The sequence below is a fragment of the Klebsiella sp. 64 genome, assembly GCF_018223915.1.
Taxonomy (GTDB): domain Bacteria; phylum Pseudomonadota; class Gammaproteobacteria; order Enterobacterales; family Enterobacteriaceae; genus Klebsiella; species Klebsiella pneumoniae.
Genome location: NZ_JAGRQZ010000037.1, coordinates 15,238 through 38,764 on the forward strand (window position 1 = coordinate 15,238; position 23,527 = coordinate 38,764).

The window sequence follows — 23,527 nt, forward strand, 5'->3', positions numbered from 1 at the left end:
CACCGACTCAGTGTGGGGGAGTTGACCCAGCTCACTTTTTAACTATCGTTGTTTGAAATTTATGCGTGATTTCTGCGCATTACATTCCATTTTATACCCCCTGACGCGGCCCTTCATGTTATCTTTAAAGCCCCCTTTTTTATCGCAGTGTGCCGCACCACATCGCTCGGGATAGTGTTACCGCCACTGCCTCATACAGACAGAAAAACCGATGAATAAGCAAAATTATGCACCTGGGATGCGGGTGGTTATTCGTGATGCAGAGTGGCGCATTCGCCGGGCGGATGACAGCGGAGATGGTGGTCACCTGCTGACCTGTGATGGAATTTCGGAGCTGGTACGCGGTAAATAAGGGCTATTTCTGACAAAGCTGGAGCAAAAAGTCGAGATTCTCGATCCAGCAAAAACAAATCTGGTGGAAGATGAGTCAGCCAATTACCAGGCGGCTCAGTTGTACATAGAGGGCCAGCTACGCCAACGCGTCCCGACTGACAGCAAAGTCCATTTTGGGCATCAGGCTGCGATGGACTCCATGCCCTTTCAGCTCGATCCCACGCGCATGGCACTGGCGCAACCGCGCCAGCGGATATTAATTGCTGATGCGGTAGGGCTGGGTAAAACGCTGGAAGCTGGTATCCTGGTTTCAGAGCTGATTCGCCGTGGACGTGGCAAACGCATTCTAGTGCTGGCGGTTAAATCCATGCTCACGCAATTCCAGAAAGAGTTCTGGAGCCGTTTTGCTATTCCGTTGACGCGACTTGACTCCGCTGGTTTACAAAAGGTGCGTAACCGCATCCCAACCAACCACAACCCGTTCCACTATTTCGATAAGACCATTATCTCCATCGATACTCTGAAACAAGACATCGAATATCGCCACCACCTGGAAAACGCCTGGTGGGATATTATTGTTATCGATGAAGCACATAACGTCGCTCAACGTGGGACCAGTTCCTTACGCAGCAAACTGGCAAAATTGCTCTCCGGGCGTAGCGATACGCTGATTATGCTCTCGGCCACGCCGCATGACGGTAAGGCTGAAAGTTTTGCTAGCCTGATGAACATGCTCGACCCGACGGCCATTGCTAATCCTAAAGAGTATGAATACGCCGATTTTGCCGACAAAAATCTGGTTGTGCGTCGCTTTAAAAAAGACGTAAAAGATCAGATGGCTGGCGAGTTTCCGGAGCGCAATATCGTCAAATTGATGCGCCCGGCAACCGGAGCTGAAGAAGAAGCCTACCGCCGATTGGTTGAGAGTCAGTTCCGTGACGATGATGATGAAGACTCGCGGTCAAATAAAGGCCGCCTGTTCAAAATTACGCTCGAAAAAGCGTTGTTCTCCAGTCCAATGGCATGTGCCAGCGTGGTGGCTAACCGCCTGAAGCGGCTGGAGAACCGCAAAGAAATAAACAGTCAGAGCCAGATTAACGAATTAGAGTCATTGCTGCTGGCACTCAATAATATTGATGCCAGTCAGTTCAGCAAGTATCAGTTATTGCTGGAGACCATCCGTAACGATCTCCGCTGGAAAACGAATAACACGGAAGATCGTTTGGTGATCTTTACCGAGAGTATCAAAACGCTTGAGTTCCTTGAGCAGCAACTGCGTTCCGATCTCAAGCTGAAAGACGATCAAATTGCCACGTTGCGAGGCGATCAGGGCGATACAGTTCTGATGGAAACCGTCGAAGCGTTTGGCAAATCCCAGTCTCCGCTGCGCCTGCTCATCTGCTCGGATGTCGCGTCTGAAGGTATCAACCTGCACCACCTCAGCCATAAAATGATTCACTTCGATATTCCGTGGTCGCTGATGGTATTCCAGCAGCGTAACGGACGTATTGACCGCTACGGGCAAAAACACCAGCCACAGATCCGTTACTTGCTGACTGAAGCCAGTGAACCGCAGATCAACGGTGATATGCGCGTGCTGGAAGTGCTGATCAATAAAGACGAACAGGCGCAGAAGAATATCGGCGACAGTTCCGAATTTACCGGCAAATTTACCCAGGAAGAGGAAGAAGAGCAGGTTGCTGAATTCATGATGCAGGACGATGGCGCCAGCCTGTTCGACGACCTGTTGAATAGCAATGTCACTGAAAATTCTGAACACGACCTGTTTGGCGAAATCTGCAGCGCAGTGTCCAGCGATGCCTCAACCGTGACCGAAAGGGACATTAGCCTGTTTGATAATGAGCAGGCATACTGCGAAAAAGCGCTGGGCTATCTGAAGGCCTGCGGCCAGACCGTGCAATACGATACCTTGCCTGATAACACCTTATCGCTGGTCGCACCGGAGGAGTTACGCCGTCGCTTTAACCAGTTACCGCCGGAAATTGCGCCGGAAAACTGGCAGCTTTATCTAAGCCAGGACAAAACTGTTATTACGGAAGCCATTTCGCGTGCGCGTGGTGAGCAACATGCCTGGCCCGATGTGCAGTATCTCTGGCAAATTAACCCGGTCGTGCAGTGGTTAGACGACAAAATTCAGTCCGCCTTTGGTCGCCACCAGGCTCCGGTGATGCGCCTGCCACACCTGTTTGAGCCTGATGAAGATCATTTCATCCTTTCCGGGCTGTTCCCGAACCGTAAGTCGCACCCGATGGTGAACCCGTGGCTGGTGGTCAGCTTTAACCGCGAAACGTTAAGCGGTAGCCTGCCTTTTGCTGAGTTCCTGAAACGACATCCGCAACTGAGTAGCAAGCTGACTAACAGTGGCGGCAAAGATCGCAACCATCAACGCCAGCAGGATCTGCTGGAGGCGGCAATCGCCCATGCGCGGGATGTGTTTGTTCACGATCGAAATGCTTTTGAAGAGCGTATCAATCAGCAGCTCAATGAGCATCTACAGAAGCTGGATGTTCTGCGTGGGCGTCAGCTGAGTCAACTGGAGCTGGATTTTGCCGATAATAAACAGCAGCTTTCGGTGAAACAGAGCCGCAAAGAACAACGTCAGCGAGAAATCGAACACAATTTTGACAGTTATATCCAATGGATTGAGGACACCATGACCACCGAAAAAGAGCCCTACATCCAGGTTATTGCTGTAATCACCGGAGCGGAGGGCTAATTATGGCGCTGGTCGGTATTAATAACGAAAACGAATTTTACTCCAACCACTATCTGGGCGAAGTCTTTACCAGCGACATCCGTGATGTTCTGGAGCCTTGGATTGAGCAGGAAAATGCCGCTCGCGAGGCTGAACGCGCTGCCCGTGAACAGGGCAAAGAGGTTGAGGCAGGCTACCGCGCGCCGTGGAACCAGCTTAACAGCCTGGCGACAGAGTTTTTCCGCAAACTCACTGATCATGAAAAACAGCGCCAGATCCCGCAGCGTCTTGCCGATCAACGCACTCGCTGGCAGCCGCTATTAAAGGCATTGGGTTATGAACTCAATCCGCATATTCAGATGCTGGATGACGATACGCCTTTGCCGGTACTGGCTCGTTACAACAGCACCGACGGCAGTCCGTGGCTGTGGATTGTCGAAGCACATGACCAGGAAGAAGGAACGCTGGATCCGCTGGCGCTGTCGCTGCTGACCGCGCAGTTCCCGGCAGATACCGATAAACATAAGCGCGACAGTCTGCGTAAAAAAGCGAACGGCGAATACCGCAGCTGGCAGGATCTGCTCTCCACGGTGGTCTTCACGCAAAATGAACCGCCGCGTTTTGTGCTGCTGCTCGGTAACCGCCAGCTGTTATTGCTGGATCGTACTAAGTGGGCGCAAAACCGCCTGCTGCGCTTTGATTTTGAAGAAATTTTAAGCCGTCGTGAAACGGATACGTTGAAAGCGACGTCGGTGTTGCTACACAAAGATTCGCTGTTGCCAGGCAGCGGTGCACCGTACCTCGATTCGCTGGATGACAATTCGCACAAACATGCGTTTGGCGTGTCGGAAGATCTGAAATATGCCCTGCGTGAGAGCATTGAGCTGTTGGGTAATGAAGCGATGCGTTATCTCATCGACAACGAGCTGGCTTATTATACCGGGAAACGTGCTATTAACCCGGATGAGTTGAGCCGCGAATGCCTGCGGTATATGTATCGTCTGTTGTTCCTGTTCTATATCGAAGCGCGCCCGGAACTGGGCTATGCGCCGATGACCGCCAAAACCTATCTGCAGGGCTACAGCCTGGAAACGCTGCGCGATCTGGAGATGATCCCGCTGACCAGCGAAGAAGATCGCAATGGGCGCTACTTCCACGATAGCCTGAATATGCTGTTCAAACTGGTGCGTGACGGCTACAGCGGCGGCGTGAAAATGCAGAGCGACCTGGAGAGCGGCGACCTGATCACTATTCACAGCCATCAGTTCAGCGTGCCGCGTCTGGAAAGCCATCTTTTTGAAGCGAATAACACCCGTATTCTTAACCGTGTGGTGTTCCGCAACGAAACACTGCAACAAATTATTCAGGCGATGTCGTTAAGCCGCCCGGGTAAAGGACGTTTTAATCGCCGGGGGCGTATCTCCTATCGCCAATTGGGTATCAACCAGTTAGGTGCAGTGTATGAAGCGCTGCTCTCCTACCGCGGATTCTTCGCCAGCGACGATCTCTACGAGGTGAAAAAAGCCGGAGAAGAGTTTAACGAGCTGGAGACGGGCTATTTCGTCAGCAAAGACGAGATCGGCAAATACCACGACGACGAGAAGGTCTACGAAAAAGACGGCAGCCTGCGTATTCATCGTAAAGGCAGCTTTATCTATCGCATGGCCGGGCGCGACCGCGAAAAATCCGCCTCTTATTACACCCCGGAAGTGTTGACCCGCTCGTTAGTCAAATATGCCCTGAAAGAGCTGTTTAAAGAGCAGATTGATCCGATTACCGATCTGCACGCCAAAGCCGATGCAATCTTAAACCTCACCGTGTGCGAACCGGCGATGGGCAGCGCAGCGTTCCTTAACGAAGCCATCAACCAGCTGGCGGAAGCTTACCTGTTCCACAAACAGCAGGCGGAAGGTCGCCGCATTCCTCAGGATCGCTACACCCAGGAGCTGCAACGGGTGAAAATGTACATTGCCGACAACAACGTATTCGGCGTGGACTTAAACCCGGTGGCGGTGGAGCTGGCGGAAGTGTCGCTGTGGCTGAATGCCATCAGCGGCGATGCATTTGTACCGTGGTTTGGCTACCAGCTGCACTGTGGCAACTCGTTGGTGGGCGCACGCCGTCAGGTGTTCAACAAGAGCGAGCTGACCTACAAAAAAGCGAAAGATCCGAGCTGGCTTAACAGTGAACCGGCCGAGCTGGCGATGAATATTCCACGCGAGGAGAAGCAGATTTTCCACTTCCTGCTGCCGGACAGCGGTATGGCCAACTACAGCGACAAAACCGTCAAACAGCGCTATCCGGATGATTTCAAAGCGCTGGACAGCTGGCGCAAAGAGTTTACCAAAAGCTTTGAAGCGCATGAGGTTGCTGATGTGCAGCGCATTAGTGGCAAAGTGGAAGCGCTCTGGAACACATTCCGACAGCAGTTGAAAGCCGAGCGCCAGAAAACCGCCGACAATTACCCAGTATGGCCTGCGGATAATACGGCTCAAGTCCGCTCTTCTATACGCAGTAAAGATGAAACCTTCAGCGGTCGCCTCGAAGATAACAGTACCTATCAGAAACTGCGCTGGGTGATGGACTACTGGTGTGCGCTATGGTTCTGGCCGATCGACAAAGTGGATGAACTGCCGGATCGCGGTATGTGGCTGATGGAGATGGAGACTCTGCTTGACGGTATTGTCGTCACGGAAAGAGTCACTGAAGCCGCAGAACAGGCCACCGGCGATCTGTTTGCCGACGAGGGCATGGTGCGTGAAGAGTCTTCGCTGTTTTCCGGCGCCGGTCGCCTGAAAACAGATGTGCTGTTCCGCCATTTGCCGCGTCTGGCGATTGTTGATGCGTTGAAGAAGCAGCACCGTTTCTTCCATTGGGATCTGGAATTCTGCGATCTGTTCGCCGAGTGCGGCGGTTTTGACCTGATGCTCGGAAACCCGCCGTGGTTGAAAGTAGAATGGCAGGAAGCTGGCGTGCTGGGTGACTACGAGCCGGAATTCGTGCTGCGTAAGCTGAGCGCCTCGAAGCTGGCGACGTTGCGTGCTGATACCTTTAACGCCATTCCGGCGCTGGAAGCGGCCTGGCGCAGCGAGTATGAAGGCTGTGAAGGGATGCAGAACTTCCTGAATGCGCAGCAGAATTACCCTGTACTGCGTGGTGTGCAGACCAATCTGTATAAATGCTTCCTGCCGCAGGCATGGCGCTTAGGGGCGCAGAAAGGCGTGGCAGGTTTCCTGCACCCGGAAGGGATTTATGACGACCCGAAAGGCGGTCAGTTGCGTGCGTCGGTGTATCCGAGGTTGAGGGCTCATTTTCAGTTTCAGAACCAGAGAATATTGTTCCCTATTGGCGATAGAGTTAAGTACAGCATTAATATTTATTCCAGTACAAAAAACGATCATGTTGAGTTTGTTAATATTGCTAACCTTTTCTCAGCCAAAACGATCGAGCTTTGCTTTGCTCATGATGGCTCCGGTGAAGTTGGTGGCATTAAAGATGACGAAACAGGTTCCTGGAATGAAGCGGGGCATCAAAGCCGTATTTTGGCTGTTGGAATGGAGCGACTTGCACTATTTGCCAGTCTTTATGATGAAGAGGGTACGCCGGCTCTTGAGGCTCGACTTCCTGCGCTTCATGCTGAACCGCTTGTTTCTGTACTTGAAAAATTTGCAAAGCAGCCCAGACGGTTGGGGGACTTGCAGGGGCAATATTTCTCCACCGTCATGTTTGATGAAACATATGCTCAAGCTGACGGAACGACTAAACGGCATACCCAATTTCCGGAAGACACATCACAATGGATTCTGTCTGGCCCACATTTCTATGTCGGAACTCCGCTTTATAAAACACCACGAGAGATTTGCACAGAGAAAGGACACTATGATTGCCTCGACCTGCTAACTCTGCCTGATGACTATCTGCCACGCACTAACTATATTCCGGCATGTGATGTGCAGGAATATGCCAAACGTACACCACGCGTTACGTGGACTGAACCAGGCGAAGATGAACCGAGGAAGGTGACGGATTATTATCGCTTGGCTCTGAGAGCTATGATTAGTATTGGAGCTGAAAAAGGATTAGTACCTGCATTAGTACCAAAAGATGTAGCTCATACTAACGGCGTGAGAACATATTGTTTTAATTCATCCGATTTACTTATTCGCGTCTCTGGAGCTGCATATTCTCTGATTTATGATTTCATGATGAAGTTGTCAGGCAGAACTAACCTTCATCAGAGTATAGAAGAATACGCGTTGCCTGATTTTGTTGAAACAGCGCATCACTTATCTGCTCGTGTCATGTCATTAAGTGCATTAACCACGAGTTATTCTGATTTCTGGCAATCCTGCTATACCCCAGATTTCAACACCCAGCGCTGGAGCCGCAATCTCCCGCAACTCCCACAAGATTTCTTCACCAATTTGACCCCAGAGTGGCAGCGTAACTGCGCCTTGCGCTCCGACTACAGCCGTCGTCAGGCGCTAGTGGAAATCGACGTACTGGTTGCGCAGGCGCTGGGGTTAACTCTCGAAGAACTGCTCACCATCTATCGCGTTCAGTTCCCGGTGATGCGCCAGTACGAAGCCGATACATGGTACGATCAAAACGGCCGCATTATCTTTACCCCAAGCAAAGGGCTGGTGGGCGTCGGCCTGCCGCGTACCGCGCGTAAAGCGGACCTGAAAAACGGCTTTGTCTTTGATATCGACAGCCCGGACTGGTCCGGTGGCGACTGTACCGATAAAGCTATTGGCTGGGATGATGTCAAGCATCTGCAAGCCGGTACCGTCAGCGTCACTTTTGATGACTATACCCGCAGCGATGAAAGCGAGCGCCGAACCGTCACTTGGCAGGCTCCGTTTATCAAACCCGACCGCGAAGATGATTACAAAGTGGCCTGGGCATTCTTTGCACAAGATAAGGAGAGCGCGTGATGCTGCCTTCTGTTGTCAGTCGGCAGGTTGCCGACAGCGTTGCTTCCTTTTTACGGGCAGCCTTCCCGCTTAACAGCCCGCTGTTTAATGGTGAAGAAAATAATAACGTCTCGATGCTGGAGCAATTTCTGTCCCAGCCGGAAACGCTGCTGAAAGGGCCGTATCTTTCCGCTCAGCTGCCGTTTCGTAAAAGTGACTTACCGCTGAACTTCTTCCCTAACCTGACGCTGCCGTTCCCACCGCACGCGCATCAGGCGCAGGCGTTTCAGCGCCTGGGTATCGAGATGCCTCAACCGACGCTGGTGGCGACCGGGACGGGTTCTGGTAAAACGGAATGTTTTATGTTCCCGCTGCTTAACCATTGTGCGGGGGCATCAGAGGCCGGTGTTAAAGCGATCATCATTTACCCGATGAACGCTCTGGCAACCGATCAGGCCAGCCGTTTCGCCAAAACTATCGCCAGCGATCCGCAGTTGCATGGCAAAGTAACCGTCGGCCTGTTTGTCGGCGACAGTGAAATCGAACCCAGCAAAAAGATGTCTGCGGATAAAGTCATCACCTGCAAACATACCCTGCGTGAGAACCCGCCGGATATCCTGCTGACCAACTATAAGATGCTGGATTACCTGCTGATGCGCCCCGGCGATCAGAAACTCTGGCGCTATAACCAGCCTGGGTCACTGCGTTATCTGGTGGTGGATGAACTGCATACGTTTGATGGTGCCCAGGGGTCGGATCTGGCCTGTCTGGTGCGCCGCTTAAAGCATCATATTGGTGTCGATGACAAGCGTTTTGCCTGCGTGGGGACGTCGGCTACCGTAGGTGACGAACTGGGACAACTACTCGATTACGCGAAAACGATCTTTGATCAGCCGTTTAGCGATGACGCGGTTATTCGCGAAGATCGCTACACGGCGGCAGAGTATCTGCAGGGTTATACCATTGAGTACAGTCAGTATCCGGGCCAGGAGGCCAGCGCTGTGCTGGATCCGCAAGCGTACGCCAGCCCGGTAGATTATCTGAACGGACAAATTCCGCTGTGGTTCCCGGATAGTTCACTGCAATTACCTGCCGATCTGGACAGCGATCTCGGACGTGAAAAGCGTATTGAGTTGGGCTCACTGTTACGTCGCCACAGCATCCTGCACGTACTCCTTGAGGATTTGCAGGGGGGAATTTTGTCGGAACAGCAGTGCCTGGAAAATCTCCAGGTGATGCTGGCGGAAAGCGCCGGGCATGCAACCCGCGTGCTGCAAAGCATTCTGGCACTAATTGCCCAGGCACGCCTGGAGGTTCCAGAAAAACAGGAAGATCGGGAAAAGCGCCTGCAGGCGAATAAAGCGCGTCCCGTTCTGCCTTTTGTGCAACTACGTTCTCAGCTGTGGTTGCGCGAGATGCGCCGCCTGGTTGCCAGCGTGTCAAAAACACCTAAGCTTGTCTTTGCCGATGATGTCGCGGTGGAAGATCGCGAACATTATCTTCCCGTTATTCACTGTCGTGACTGCCATGCTACCGGTTGGGCGAGCCTGCGCCATGGTCAGAGTGTTCAACTCGAAACCGACCTGGATGGTATTTATCGTCAGTTCTTCGAAAAAGGCCGTTCTATTGTGCTTGCCTTCCCGGATAACAACGATAAACCGGTCAGCGGTGTTCACCAGAAACTGTGCCCTTCCTGTTTAAAGCTTAACAAGCAGACTAACGTACAGTGCGGGCATTGTGGCCATACTGATCTGCTACAAGTACTCATCCCGGATATGCTCAAAGAGCGTAAGGATGAGCTGGAATTTGCTAACGAATGTCCGTACTGCAACAGCAAACAGAGTATTTCGATTCTTGGGTCGCAGGCAGCCAGCCTGTCGGCGGTGATGATCCATCAACTTTATGGCAGCCAGTTCAACGAACATAAAAAGCTGATTACGTTTTCTGACTCGGTACAGGATGCCGCACACCGCGCCAGCTTCTTTACCGCCCGAACCTGGCCGTTGATGGTACGCGGACAAATCGCCAGCGTGTTGGGTGAAAAAGAAACGTTACCGTTGGATGCCTTTGCGGCACGCGTCTGCCAGCAGACGCGTGAACGTTCACCGGATGATGCTCATTTTGCCGCGAGCTTCATCGCGCCCAACATGCAGTGGATGAACGATTACCAGACGCTGAAGAACGAAGGCCAGCTGGCAGAGAGTTCCGATTTACCGGAGCTGGTTTCTCTTCGTCTCGACTGGGAGGTATACAGCGAATTTACCCTACGCGCACGAATTGGACGTACGCTGGAGGCCACCGGTTACGCAGCTGCAGGAATTGATGTTGCACGTTTCAATTCAGCGATAACGGCGCTTCACCAACAGCTTGTCGAAGAGCTGGGTGATGAAATGGTTGGGGTTAGCGTTGAGCAAGTGGCACACCTGGTAATTGGTGTCCTTTGGCATCAGCGGCAGGCGGGAGCTGTTCTGCATCCGGCGTTCGAAAGTTATCGGCGTGAGGGTAAGACCTTTATGATGACGCAGAAGGAGCGAACTTCGCGCTATATGCCGTCTATTGGTCCGAAAACGCGTAAACCCGCCTATGCCTCGTTTGAAAAAATAAATGGCTTCCATCGCCTGATTGGTGCGAAATCTAACCCCAGCTGGTATCAGCATTGGATCAACCGAACGCTCAGCAACGGCAATAATCTGTTTATCAGCAGCCTGGCCGAGACGGTTTTACGACGTCTGTTTGCGACACTGAAAATGGCCGGGTTGGTAAAAGACTTTGACACAAAAGGCAAAGAAGCTTGGGGGCTGGTACCTTCAGCGCTGGTAGTGAGCCGAGATGTTATTCAGCTAAACTGCTCTTGCTGTCGTGAGGTTGTTCGGGCACCGGCCGATCAGGGGTGGCACTGGCGAAACGCGCCATGTCTTTCTCTGCGCTGTGAAGGCCGCTATCAGGAAGTTGAAAATGCTGTGACCTGGCACTGGGATAATATGGACATCGCGCGTGTTCAGGGGGCAGAGCATACCGGATTACTGAGCCGTGAAGATCGTGAGGCTACGGAACAATCGTTCTATCGTGGTAGTCAGCCATGGAATATCAACCTGCTTTCGGCAACACCGACGCTGGAGATGGGGATCGATGTGGGTGACCTTTCTACAGTATTACTCTGTTCTGTTCCACCCGCGCAGGCTAATTACTTACAGCGTATTGGTCGTGCCGGACGTAAAGACGGCAATGCACTTAACATCACGGTGGCTGAGGGGAACCCGCACGATCAGTTCTTCTTTGAAGAGCCTCTGGAGATGATGCAAGGGCAGGTACAGGCCCCTGGTGTGTTCCTGAACGCAACGGCTATTTTGGAGCGTCAGTTGGCCGCATTCTGCATGGACAACTGGGTGAAAACAGGTGTTCCGGTATCTGCTATCAGCAAAAACGTGAAGCAGATGCTGGACGAGCTGGAGTTTGGACACAAGTCTGGGTTCCCTTATAACTTCCTGCGTTATATTGATCAGCATCATGTGTATATTGCTCAGCAGTTCTCATCCATCTTCCCTGATCTTACGGAAGACACTCGTCTACAGTTACTGTCATATTTGCAAGGGGCACCAGGGCAGCGTTCTCTGGTTCAACGTATCGAACAAGCATTAAAACTGCTGGTGGAGGATCGCAAATCGTTGCGTTCCCGAATTGATAAACTCAAGCGCAGTATCGACAAGCTGGATAGCGACCCGCACGATCAAAACTTTGACAGCGATATGCGCGAGTTGACTTCGGAACGTCAGGCGCTAATGACGCTGGTGAACCAGATCAATAACAAGCAAACGCTTAATTTCCTCACCGATGAAGGATTACTTCCCAACTATGCCTTCCCGGAGGCCGGTATTACGCTGCGTTCTGTGCTGTGGCGGCGCAAGGACGGTGGGGAAACGCGTGAGTATCAGAACACGACCTACGAATACGAACGTCCGGCTTCAACGGCGCTGGCTGAGCTTGCCCCGTTGAATAACTTCTATGCGGGTGGGCATAAAGTTGAAATCGAACAGATTGATCTGAAAGTGTCTGAGCCTGAAAACTGGCGTATTTGCAGCCACTGTAACTACAGCGAGAATATCGATCAGACTGGCGATCAGCATAAATACTGTCCAAAATGCGGCACACCAGGTTGGGCTGATGCCGGGCAAAAAACGACATTACTGAAGCTTCGTCAGGTTTATGCCCGCTCAAGCGCGCGTGACAGCCAGATCAGTGATGAGAGCGATAGTCGCGAACCGGCATTCTTTCAGCGACAGCTACTGGTCAGCTTCGAAAAAGAGGATGTATCGGCCGCTTATGCTATTGATGAAGGAGAAATCCCGTTTGGCTTTGAGTTTTTGAGCAAAGTGACTCTGCGAGATATCAACTTTGGCAAAATGGCGGATGATGCCAATGAGCTGATGATCGCAGGAGAGGCAAAGAAACGCACCGGGTTTAAAGTTTGCCTCGGCTGCGGCATGGTGCAGCGCCCTCGAGATCATGAACCACGTCATGACCTGAGCTGTAAATATCGCGCTGAACCCGAAAAAGCGAAGTTTGAAGATTATCTCTACCTTTATCGCCAACTGGAATCTGAGGCATTGCGTATCCTGCTGCCAGTGACCAGCTACAGCAACGATCGCGTGGTGGAAGCCTCCCTAGGGGCAGCCATTCAGCTTGGGCTTAAACATTACTTCAAAGGTAACGTGGATCATCTGAAAGGCGTGGTGTATCGCGAGCCGGAAAATGAGGGCGAATCCTGGCGTCAGTATCTGGTGATTTACGACACCGTACCAGGGGGAACCGGCTCACTCAAAGAATTGATGCGTACACCTGACAACCTGCTGAAATTACTTGAGCTGGCCTACAAGGCGCTAGTGGAATGCAGCTGCAACCATGATACGCATAAAGACGGCTGCTATCGCTGTGTTTACGCTTACCGTGACCGCGGGCGTATGAAGTATGTATCAAGAGATCAGGCGCGTCTCTTACTGGCGAAAATCCTGAAGGCCAGTGCTGCTATACGCGTTATTGATTCCATCAAAAACATTTCGCTTGATGCCATGATGGGGAGTGAACTGGAAAAACGGTTCATTCACTGCCTGCAGGATAACAAAAATCTTCTCGTGAGCCGGAGTTATGCCCATCAGAATGCAGGCTGGATTATTAATATCCGTACAGAACCGGCGATGAGCTGGCATCTCAAAGCACAGGTTGATTTAGGGGTTAAAGAAGGAGTAGGCATCCTTAGCCGACCAGATTATGTGCTCTATCCTCTGATGCAGTCAGAAAAGATAAAACCGGTAGCAATTTTCCTGGATGGTTTTGCTTTTCATAAAGATAGCGTGTCGGATGATGTCCAAAAACGGCAGGCGATTAAAGACAGCGGTAATTTTTGGGTATGGACACTGACCTGGGCTGACCTTCAAGAACAAGGCATTAAACATGTACAGAATGTTATGGGGCTTGGCCATAATCCGGATATGAAACAGCCTAAGTTTTATAACCTGTTCCATGATACAAACTTTGCTACGCTTGAAGGTTCATTCCGGGAGAGAAACAGTTTTGCACTGCTACTCGATTATCTCTCTGATCCCGGTAATAAAACTATGCTATGGCAGAAAATGGCCGCTGCCTTTGCCTGGGTGTGGCTGGATCCTAAAAAGTCGCAGGATACTGGAGCCAAACAAAAGTACGCCTATGAAATGCAGGAGAACGCTCCCGCTTATCGGTTGAATGCACTTTTGCCTGATGAACCTTTTGTATTTGGTGGTTTACTGGATAGCTGTAGTTCATCACAACAGTTCATTGAGCTGGCAGCTGTTGTACCGCAACAAGCCATTAAATCAACGACAAGCATTGAACAAATGCGAAATTGGTTGAGGCTGCATATTTGCTTTGACGATCGTTATTCCCAGGATGATGGCTATGAAGCCGGATTTAACGGTTTCTGGTGGATGGTGAATTTACTGCAGTTCCTGCCAGATATGACATTTACCAGCCGTAAAGCGGTTCATTTACCGCAGGAGGCTGAAACGGTAAAAATGCAGACTTCGGTTGTAGTGGATATTCAGCCTGACGAGAGCTGGGCAGAAATACTTGAGTTTGGCTTATTGGGCGCAGAAGAAATCGCTTTGCTTCAGTCGTTATCACTACCGGCACCGACGGTTGGATATGAATTGCAGGATGACGATGGCGAAATTATTGCAGAAGCCGATCTCGCCTGGCCATTACAAAAGCAAGCCTTGATTATTGATAATCAGGAGTTTACTGCTTTATTCGCAAGTAAGGGTTGGCACGTTGCATTCGGGCCAATTGACGAAAATACATTGCAGCATCTGTCCGGAGGTGACAAATGACGATTCCAACGCCAAAGGTGGCACTTTCTGATGGTTTTCTGGGGGCTTTTGCGCGGATTCCTAAAGCGCAGCAAAAAAAGGTCCAGGAATTCATCTCTAAGTTCCGCCAGGATCCGACGAGTAATGGGCTGAACTACGAAAAGATCCACGATGCACGCAGCAATAATGTGCATTCCGTGCGTATAGACCAAACCTACCGGGGGATCGTCCTGAAACCTGAGCAGGGTGCTCTGTATATGCTGATGTGGGTGGATAAGCACGACGAAGCCTACGACTGGGCGCGGCGACACGAATGTGCGATTCACCCGGTAACCGGTGCGATTCAGGTGATTGATACCAGCTATATCAAACCTACCCCCGAGCCGACTGTTGTCGATAAACCCAAACTCTTTGCTGCGTATACGGCAGAGCAGATCCTCGCACTGGGTGTTCCTCCTGTGTTTATTGAGCAGGTGATGGCTCTTGTGGATACCACAGGGCTGAATCAGCTGGAAAGCGTGATGCCAGCAGAAGCCTGGGAGCCCCTACACTGGCTGGCAGAAGGTCTGGATTACCAGGAAGTGCTGGAGGAGTTTAACGATCACCGTGATGAGCCTGTTGATACCAACGACTTTATTGAGGCAATTGAGAGAAGTAAACGTCGTTTCCATGTCGTTGAAAATGAACAGGAGCTACTGCAAATGCTCAATGCGCCACTGGAAAAATGGCGTGTATTCCTGCACCCGAGCCAGCGAAAACTGGTGGAGTCTCCGGCAAATGGTCCGGTGCGAGTGTTAGGTGGTGCAGGCACGGGTAAAACAGTTGTTGCGATGCATCGTGCACGTTGGTTATCCCAACGCCTGGCCGATAAACCCGGTAAAAAAGTTCTGTTCACAACCTTCACCCGTAACCTGGCGGCGGATATTCGCGCCAACCTCCAGCGTTTGTGTAGCCGTGAGGAGATGGCGCGTATTGAAGTTGTTAACATTGATGCCTGGATGAGCGAGCAGCTTAAACGCCATGGATATGATTTCCGCGTGGTCTATGACAGCGATGAAGGGCGACGTAAATGCTGGAACTATGCCTTGCAGCAAGTTCCTGCTGAATTGGGATTACCGGATAACTTTTATTCTGAAGAGTGGCAACGTGTTGTTCAGCCGAATGCGGTTTACAGCCGTGAAGAATATCTGAAGGTGAGTCGTATTGGTCGTGGCACGGCGTTATCCCGTATTCAGCGTGCGAAAATCTGGCCTGTGTTCGAAGAGTTCCGGGCACAAATGGCGCGAGCCAAACTGCGAGAGATGGGAGATGCCATGCATGAGGCTATCATTCTGTTTAAAGAAAAACAGGTGCAATTGCCTTATAGCAGTATCGTAGTCGATGAAGCTCAGGATATAGGCGCACCGGCCTTTACCCTTATTCGTAGCCTGGTTCCAGAGTCTCCTAACGATCTCTTTATCGTGGGTGATGGACATCAGCGTATTTACCGCAATAAAGTCGTTCTAGGTCAGTGTGGGATTAACGTTCGTGGGCGCCGTAGTAAAAAACTGAAAATTAACTACCGGACTACAGAAGAGACGCGACAGTTTGCTGTCGGGTTGTTAACCGGCGTTAAGGTTGACAACCTGGATGGTGAAACTGATGCCAGCAACGATTATTTATCATTGCTTCATGGTGAAAAACCCATGATCACTCATGCTTCAGATTTTAAAGAAGAGGCTGCGACGATTATCAAGCAAATTCAGGCGTTGTTAGCCAATGATGTCCGTTCCCAGGATATCTGCATTACCGCTCGTACGAAGCATGCTTACGAGCGTTATGCTTCTGCTCTGAATGATGCTGGAATCGAGACCTATAATTTAGGTCAGGATAGTGGTGATAGTGATCAACGCCCTGGTGTGCGTATGGCAACGATGCACCGCATTAAGGGGTTGGAGTTCCAGTATGTGTTTCTTGCGGGCATCAACGATGGTGTTGTGCCGGAAGTCAAAGCAATTGCATCTGATGACCCTGTAGAACAGCGCGATGCATTATTTAATGAACGAGCGTTGCTCCATGTGGCTGCAACGCGCGCGGTAAAAGGATTGTTTGTTTCGTCTTACGGTAAACCTAGTTTTTTACTGGAGCCTGAAAGCGAGTAATCCAGCCAGATAACCAGAAGCTACAGCTTCTGGTTATCTGCATTTTAGCACTCATCAATATCGGCCACTGATTTGCTGATTTGGTAAGTGCCAGGAAAGAAAGTGGAACATGGAAGGGCTTTCGCAGTGCACTGATTGCGTGTTGTTAGCCCTGTGGGCATAAGCGACTGACGCAACGAAATGTACATCGAGAAATTTCTGACTGAATACGATGACTCGCTAACGGGTGAGTTGAATGTGGATCCGCTTGGGCAATTAGTCATCTGGTCGTCCTGGGGGCAGGACATCTTTCATAGCCGTATTACTTCTATCGCAAATGATGTACGGCAATATACGCTGAATCTGCTGCATCACAGCGTATTGCGCCAGATACTGGTCGATGAAAAGCTGCAAACTTCAGGCGTGATGAAAGGTCTGTATCCCAAAAAGCAATTACATGAGTTTAGAGTTGCCTGTCTGATCCATTTGGAAAATATTTATATCTACTCCATGCTGGCGGCTGAAAAAAGAGGTGTCACTCTCACTGGTGTGCAGGGTATTAATAAAGCCAGATCTAAATGGAACGCTGCAAATAAAAATCCTCAGATATTTTTTGGTCATGAGAAAAGTAGTGAGTTACTGACTAATCAGATCGCTCTTGGTACCAATGGGCGCTATAAATCGCCAATGATGAAAATGCATTTTTTCTCTACTGATTATCGCTATGATCTGCCGGAAAGCAAGCCAGTGTGGCAGGCAGCAGAGGCATTTATTCGGAATGTACCAGAGCTGAAAAAATTACATGCAGCGGCATTGACTTACATGCAATTGAAAATGCAGGCCTCACATAAGCGCGACCTCAACCCATTTTTCGAAGATATTCCTTTCGGCCTAAAAAAGGCGTATGTAAAGGCATTCCGCGACCCGAAAATGGTCGGGGATTATTCGCGAATATTCTGGCTACAAAGAACGGGGTTAGATAAATATGCAGCGGGTGCTATTTATCGGGTACTCAAGCAGGAACGTTTGGACGAGTTAGAGCTTACAGATGCTGAAGTTTTCAAACGTGCCATGCATCAGGCGAAAAGTATGCCTGAAATGAATGAAAGTGACCTCAGGGCGTTACAACATATCAGTCAGGCGGAGCCATTTTTATCCCTGATCGACCTGATGTTTTCAGGCTTACGCCGACAGAGTAGTCAGACTTTGGCAGAATTTCGTCAATTCTGGCAGTCGCGCGGTCTTACGGAACTTGATCTGCCACAAAAGGCGGCTCAGCTTCTGGAAAATGATGTGCTCCTTTCCTCGCTTTCCGGTACGCCCGCCAGACGTTTTCAGCAACTATTAGCACTGGCCTGTATGCCGTCGCTGGAAGATCAGGTTCGAGGCTTGCTGGATTATCATCACAAGATAATGGAGTCAAGGGGGCAGTTCCCGTGGCTCCTGCTTGAAGGTGATGATATTTTGCTGCAGGTACCACCATGTTCGCTACGCGAAGATCGTCAGAATAGCGACTGGGTAAACCGTTATTATCTACCACAGTTCAGACATTTGCTGAACGGTTTATGGGGGCATTCTGCATGAAGCTGTTAGATGTCTTCAAAAAGCAAATTGCTGATATGGGTATGTTGAAACGTGTCTGGCTCACCACCTTTAATCTGGATATCTCTTTTGTTGAAACGTGGGTACTTCCTGCTGTGTTGGGTATGGACCCGCCCGTTAGTCGTATGGATTACGAAGGTCTGCAGCGTGCGCTGAATGAGAGTGGTATTGATTTCCGCATCTACTGCGATCCGCGCATGATTGCGAAAGAAAAGCCGAAACGTACCTCCATTGCGGTATATCCGGTGTCGGTGCGTAAGCTGGCTCAAAGCGAAGAGTCTTATCTGGATAAAGAGCGCGGGCTGTTTCACCCAAAAGTATTTTATCTCGAAGATCACTACAGAAAGATTATTGTGGGTGCGGGCAGTGCCAACCTTACGCTTAGTGGGTGGGGGCGAAATCAAGAAACTGTGGATTTTCGTTGTGTTGCAAGTAATGCCCAATACCAGCAGGTAAAACGATTTTTTACCACAATTGATAACAGTCTGAATGATGAAGAATTTTTCCCAACCCGTCGCAAGTTTCTCGGTGATGATCCTGATTGGTCATTTATTCACAGTCTGGCTGGTTGCACACTGCTAGATGCATTAAAAAACGGCGGTGAGATTCATACACTCAGTGTTTGGTCGCCTTATCTTGCTGAGGATTTAGCAGGGTTTATCGACAATATTGGGCATGAAGTGCTCGTAGAACTGGTTCCGGATTTGGTTGAGGGACGTTATATCCGCACTCGATGGAGTGACAGTATTCAGGCAATGATTACAAATAAAAAGCTTACCGTGTATCGCTCTCCAGTGCCCAAGGACGATAGGGCATTGATGACCCACGCCAAGCTCTGGCTGGCGAAAAGCAATACCGGTACGCAACTTGCCGTGGGGTCCTGGAATTTCACCAACCCGGGTTGCAGCAGCTTACCTGAGGCAAACTGGAATGTAGAAGCGGGAATTGTGCATCCGGTCTCTCGTAACATCACGATTTGCGGCAAAGAATGGGATGATGTTAATGAAGAGAATTTCGCCAGTGAAGCATTGTTGGAGGAAGAGGCGCTGGAGCCTGATGAACTTCAACCTTTCGATCTGAGCGTTATTTTTGACTGGACTCGATGTGAGTATCAGATTTCCGGGCAATGGTTCGGTGGTAAGCCTGCGTCAGGTTATCAACTGATATTGCCCGGTATCAACGGGGCAAATGAATTGGTATGGAAAGCTACCGGTATAGGTCTGAAATCGCCCCGGCAATTGACGGTATTAAAAAGCAATGCCGTATTGGATAACCCTTTTTATACCCTTCGTAGAACTGGAATAACCGACTGGCAGGGCATGATCGTTGAAAGCGGTATTGAACACCGGCGTGCGTTGAGCTTTAAGTCGCTAGATGACTTACTTAACAGCTATCTGAATTCAGTGGATCCCGCATTGAGTGATCGCCTTATGCTGCGCTGTGCTGGCGCGCAGGATGAAGAGCAAAGTGAGGGGATGGCGCAAGCCATGAATTTAGATGCCACTAGCTATTTCCGCCTCTTTCAGGCTATCCAACAACGGCGCAACTGGCTAGCAGACGCGGACGATGGCACTCAGCTGTATCGTCGTTTGTTCAGTGAACCAGGTTGCTTACAGGAATTGGCTGAAATAGCCAGGGAGCGTATAAATCAACCGACTCAGCTAGTATTTAACTGGTTTCTGGCCCAAGAAGTTAACACTCTGGCCGCTCTGGCAAGAAAGCGTGTTAAAAGCATACGTCACAAACAAGGGGCTGAAGCCATATCTGTGGCTGTGCACTTGTGGGAGTCTCTACAGGTTGCAATTCCCCCCCTAACTAGCGATGCCACTAGCCTACGTTATCTCGCTGCTATCATGGAAGACTGTAGTTATGGCGAATAAGTTAAAACAGATCATTACCCCGGTTGAGGTTTCAGCCGTGATGAATTTCGATGCAACTGATACGCACTGGCAGTATCAATCCGGTGCTTCCAGCATGGCGGCGAAGCAGGCAGAGGGGGTGGCTGGGTTGTGGAATTTGCTGAATAAACAACGACTGGCACTCCTTGCTGATGAAGTCGGCATGGGGAAAACTTATCAGGCGATGGGAGTAATGTTGTTGTTATGGCAGGCAAAACCTGATGCACGCATTCTGGTAATGGCACCTAACAGGACGCTCTGTGATAACTGGGAGAGAGAATTTAGCATTTTCACAGAGATACACTATCGGGCTGAACATAATGCCTTTACCACTTTAGAGGGTAAGACAAAATATGCCCCACAAATTTATGGCAGACTGGCGGAGCTGGCGGCCGCTGTGGAAAAAAAATCTCACCATTTTTACCTTACTACTATCCATTCACTAAGCGGTCTGGTCCCTCCAGATGAAAAAAAAGATGCTTTAAATGCTGCCGCGTCTTATGGCGTGTTATATCGTCAGCAGATTAAGCAAGCTCTTGGAAAAGGAGGGTTTGACTTAATTATAATCGATGAGGCTCATTACTTTCGTAACCGAAGCGGATCACAGCGTGCCGCCGCCGCTCAGGCCTTCTTTGGTGATGCGCAGGACCGGCTGGGGAGCAATGTACTGTTGTTGACGGCAACTCCAAATCACTCAGCATCGCGAAATGTTTATGACATATTTAGCTACTTCAGTGACATGCCAAAACGTTATGCAGAGGATGATGTCCGTGCGCTGATGAATGATTTTGCCATCCGCCGACTGCGCAAAATGCAGGGCAGAGAGAGCAGCCACAGCAAATATGAATATCGTCATGAGCGCGCTAGCATTTCCAGTTTTACTAATAAGATGGATGCTGAGTTGTTTTTTGCTCTATATCAGAAACAACTCGTGGTTCAACTGGACAAAGAGAAAAAGGCAGGTGGCGGCAGGCGCATGCTATATGGCTATCTTGAAGGGTTTGAATCAACGGGCAGTACCGCAAGTGAGCGGGATAATAGTAGTGATGAAGAGGGGCAAATCCATAATGACTTCAACCACGCGCCGGATTCTGCTCTGCTCAATAGCTTGACCCGGCAGTTTCACGATATCTATAACCGCTTTCCAGATCATCCCAAATACGACACTCTGGTAGAGGCCTGCTTTACCAGTGATCCGTTCAAGCAGTCTCAGCCGCTACATTGTAGTAAGCATTTGGTTTTTGTTCGTCGAATACCATCTGTACGCGAAATTACTCAGCGCATCAACGCACGTTATGATGAAATAATGGCTGAGCGATTGATGAATGTCTGGCAGCTACCTGCAAAGGCGCTGGCAGAATGGCGAGAGTCGGGTTGGTCCCGAGATATTTTTGTTAAGCTTTTATCGGAAAAATCCAATGAAAAGTCCGATTTTGATGAGCATATGCTGGAGGACGGGGAGACAGATGAGCCTGAAACGGATAACGAGCTAAAGCTTTCAAGTAAAATTGCCGAGCTATTTGTTATGAAGAAAACGGGCCTGCGCAGTACCGACTGCGCCAACGTTAGTTTGCGTTTCCGTCGCCCTGAAAGCCTCTTTTCATTATTTCTTGAGCCTGCATTGGATGGTACGACCGGGACTTATCATTATCATTACCGCAAAGAGTCTGGTGAACGTCAACGTGACAGCTATGGTGATGCCGCGAGAGATGCCCGGCTGCAGCAGTCGACAACAGCTCAGAAAATCAAATATATCACTGCTTTGCCCACAGCCTGGGGATTGATGTTTCATGAGCTGCCGCGGCCAGCAAAAGAGCAATTGATTAAGTGGCGTGACCAGCCTAACGGTATGGCAATTATTGAGAACTTTGCCAACTATCTTCGCACGGGTTACCTGTTTGCCAGTCCTGTGATCATTGAGCTCTATTGCTGGTTTACAGAGTTCAACCGTCGACCTCAAACAGGTGAGGTCCAGCAGCGATATCAGCATTTTGTAGAATGGGTCACCCCAAAATTGAATGGATCACTGATGCTACGTTATTTTGTGGCTGCCGTTGAAACTTTCGAAACGCTATGTGTGAAAATTGTTGGCCAGAAACTAGATAATACTCAATATACTTGGCGCGAGTTCACTAGCTTGAGTAGTCCAAGTTGGTATGCCAGCGGGCAGTCAAAAAATCGCGAACGTTTAATTCGTGGATTTAATTCACCTTTCTTCCCTAATGTGCTGGTAGCAACCTCTGTGTTGCAGGAAGGCGTGAATCTTCATCTTCAATGCAATCAAGTTCATCATTATGGCATCGCCTGGACTCCTGGCGATAACGAGCAGAGGAATGGACGGGTTGATCGCCTCTTTGGTCGAATCAATACAATGCTTCAAGTCCAGGGGGCGGCTGAGATGATTATCAATTATCCCTACCTTGCAGGTACCTTCGACCAGGATCAGTTGGCATCATTTATACGCCATAAACACAGTGTTGAAGAGAAGTTAGATAGTTGCGAGCTGGAGGATTTTGACAGCGAAATTGATATTCAGGAGGATCCTCAAGGTTGGCAAAAATGGCTACGGCATCCTTGTAAGGATAAAGATAAAGAAGATCCTTACCCAGCCAAGTTTGATCAGTAGTGTTTATCATTTATGCGGTAATAATATATCAGGTGGTTACGAGCAGTTTTTTGCAGGAAACTATTTTAAATAGAAACTGGGGTCACAACACCACAGGTCAGGCAGTATTTTTTTCCATCGCAATCATTTTTACATAAAACGCAGTGCCAGAAAAAACAGTGGTGCAGACACTAGTTCTGCCAGCATAAATCTCAGTTTTCTTTGTCGGCAATTATCCTGACCCTGAGGGGGCCAGAGCGTTATCGTCGAAAGCAATCAAGGAGTTGGCAAAAATAGTATTGGTTCCTACCAGACAATTCGCAGGTCTAACCGTCCCAGCAGGACTGACAGACACCGTGCGGTTGGATGGTTTAAAGGTGTTATGAGGGTGGGAGTAGTGTGGTTCTCACACGATGAGATGCTGGCGTAAAAAATTGCCTTACTTAGAAGACATTCCTACGTGGCCGTCTGCTTGAAGGTCGTTCGGGGACCTCATTGCAACCGAACAGTAACAGCCCATATTTCTGCTGGGTTTTGGTCATATACACCAGTACAAACCGGCTTGCTGTGCCCAGGGATAGGTATTCTGAGTTTTACTACCATCCAGCCAGAACACGACATGAGCATGGTAGTGGTGGTCTTCTGTCCATTCGATAACCCAGAAGAAACCGACCACCGCTTCGAGTTGCATCATACGGTTCATCAGCTTTCGGATATCTCATTCGAGTTGCCGATGATCCCGCAGGAAAAACTTAGCGGTATGATCCTGGTAAAACAGATCTGTTCGGAGTGCCAGCAGGCAGGAATAGCGCTCTATCAGTTTGTCGATATGGTTGTTCAGAAGTGACTGTCGAAACCAGTCTGGCTCCCATCGTTGTTTGTTTTGCATAGGATGAATTTCTTTAGTGCTGGCGAGGGCCAGTCAATGGAATGCACCTGGCCTTAAGGAAGAGCCATGGCTGGGGTAACCGCATGGATTAAGAGGATGGTTGTAAA

General features: G+C 49.8%; 6 protein-coding genes and 2 pseudogenes. 7 read left to right on the top strand and 1 reads right to left on the bottom strand.

The window, feature by feature from the left end:
* Positions 1-211 precede the first annotated feature (211 nt).
* From KHQ23_RS23140 to KHQ23_RS23170, 7 genes and pseudogenes are all read left to right on the top strand, one after another.
* Positions 212-3,070: pseudogene (locus KHQ23_RS23140) on the top strand (DEAD/DEAH box helicase).
* Positions 3,071-3,072: 2 nt separating this feature from the next.
* Positions 3,073-7,986: a class I SAM-dependent DNA methyltransferase gene (locus KHQ23_RS23145; RefSeq protein WP_032435509.1), complete on the top strand. Its 4,914-nt coding sequence runs from the start codon at positions 3,073-3,075 to the stop codon at positions 7,984-7,986.
* Positions 7,986-14,327, top strand: a complete 6,342-nt coding sequence (locus KHQ23_RS23150; RefSeq protein ID WP_073553744.1) for a DEAD/DEAH box helicase — start codon at positions 7,986-7,988, stop codon at positions 14,325-14,327. The genes KHQ23_RS23145 and KHQ23_RS23150 overlap by 1 nt, the downstream gene beginning before the upstream one ends.
* On the top strand, positions 14,324-16,447 hold the full coding sequence (locus KHQ23_RS23155; RefSeq protein WP_023343028.1) for an ATP-dependent helicase: 2,124 nt from the start codon (positions 14,324-14,326) through the stop codon (positions 16,445-16,447). Before KHQ23_RS23150 ends, KHQ23_RS23155 begins: the two co-directional genes overlap by 4 nt.
* A 180-nt stretch (positions 16,448-16,627) precedes the next feature.
* The gene (locus KHQ23_RS23160) at positions 16,628-18,010 is read left to right on the top strand and encodes a hypothetical protein (RefSeq protein ID WP_032435513.1); all 1,383 of its coding nucleotides are present in this window, start codon (positions 16,628-16,630) and stop codon (positions 18,008-18,010) included.
* The gene (locus KHQ23_RS23165; protein ID WP_031518861.1) at positions 18,007-19,908 is read left to right on the top strand and encodes a hypothetical protein; all 1,902 of its coding nucleotides are present in this window, start codon (positions 18,007-18,009) and stop codon (positions 19,906-19,908) included. The genes KHQ23_RS23160 and KHQ23_RS23165 overlap by 4 nt, the downstream gene beginning before the upstream one ends.
* A complete protein-coding gene (locus KHQ23_RS23170; RefSeq protein WP_032435518.1) occupies positions 19,898-22,552 on the top strand; it encodes a DEAD/DEAH box helicase family protein in 2,655 nt (884 codons plus the stop codon). The genes KHQ23_RS23165 and KHQ23_RS23170 overlap by 11 nt, the downstream gene beginning before the upstream one ends.
* A 422-nt stretch (positions 22,553-22,974) precedes the next feature.
* Here KHQ23_RS23170 and KHQ23_RS26425 read toward each other — a convergent pair.
* Positions 22,975-23,420, bottom strand: a pseudogene (locus KHQ23_RS26425) (inovirus-type Gp2 protein).
* Between the last annotated feature and the right edge of the window lie 107 nt (positions 23,421-23,527).

Coding starts and splice junctions, on each gene's coding strand:
- KHQ23_RS23145 (WP_032435509.1), top strand. CDS start 3,073: ATGGCGCTGGTCGGTATTAATAACGAAAACGAATTTTACTCCAACCAC.
- KHQ23_RS23150 (WP_073553744.1), top strand. CDS start 7,986: ATGCTGCCTTCTGTTGTCAGTCGGCAGGTTGCCGACAGCGTTGCTTCC.
- KHQ23_RS23155 (WP_023343028.1), top strand. CDS start 14,324: ATGACGATTCCAACGCCAAAGGTGGCACTTTCTGATGGTTTTCTGGGG.
- KHQ23_RS23160 (WP_032435513.1), top strand. CDS start 16,628: ATGTACATCGAGAAATTTCTGACTGAATACGATGACTCGCTAACGGGT.
- KHQ23_RS23165 (WP_031518861.1), top strand. CDS start 18,007: ATGAAGCTGTTAGATGTCTTCAAAAAGCAAATTGCTGATATGGGTATG.
- KHQ23_RS23170 (WP_032435518.1), top strand. CDS start 19,898: ATGGCGAATAAGTTAAAACAGATCATTACCCCGGTTGAGGTTTCAGCC.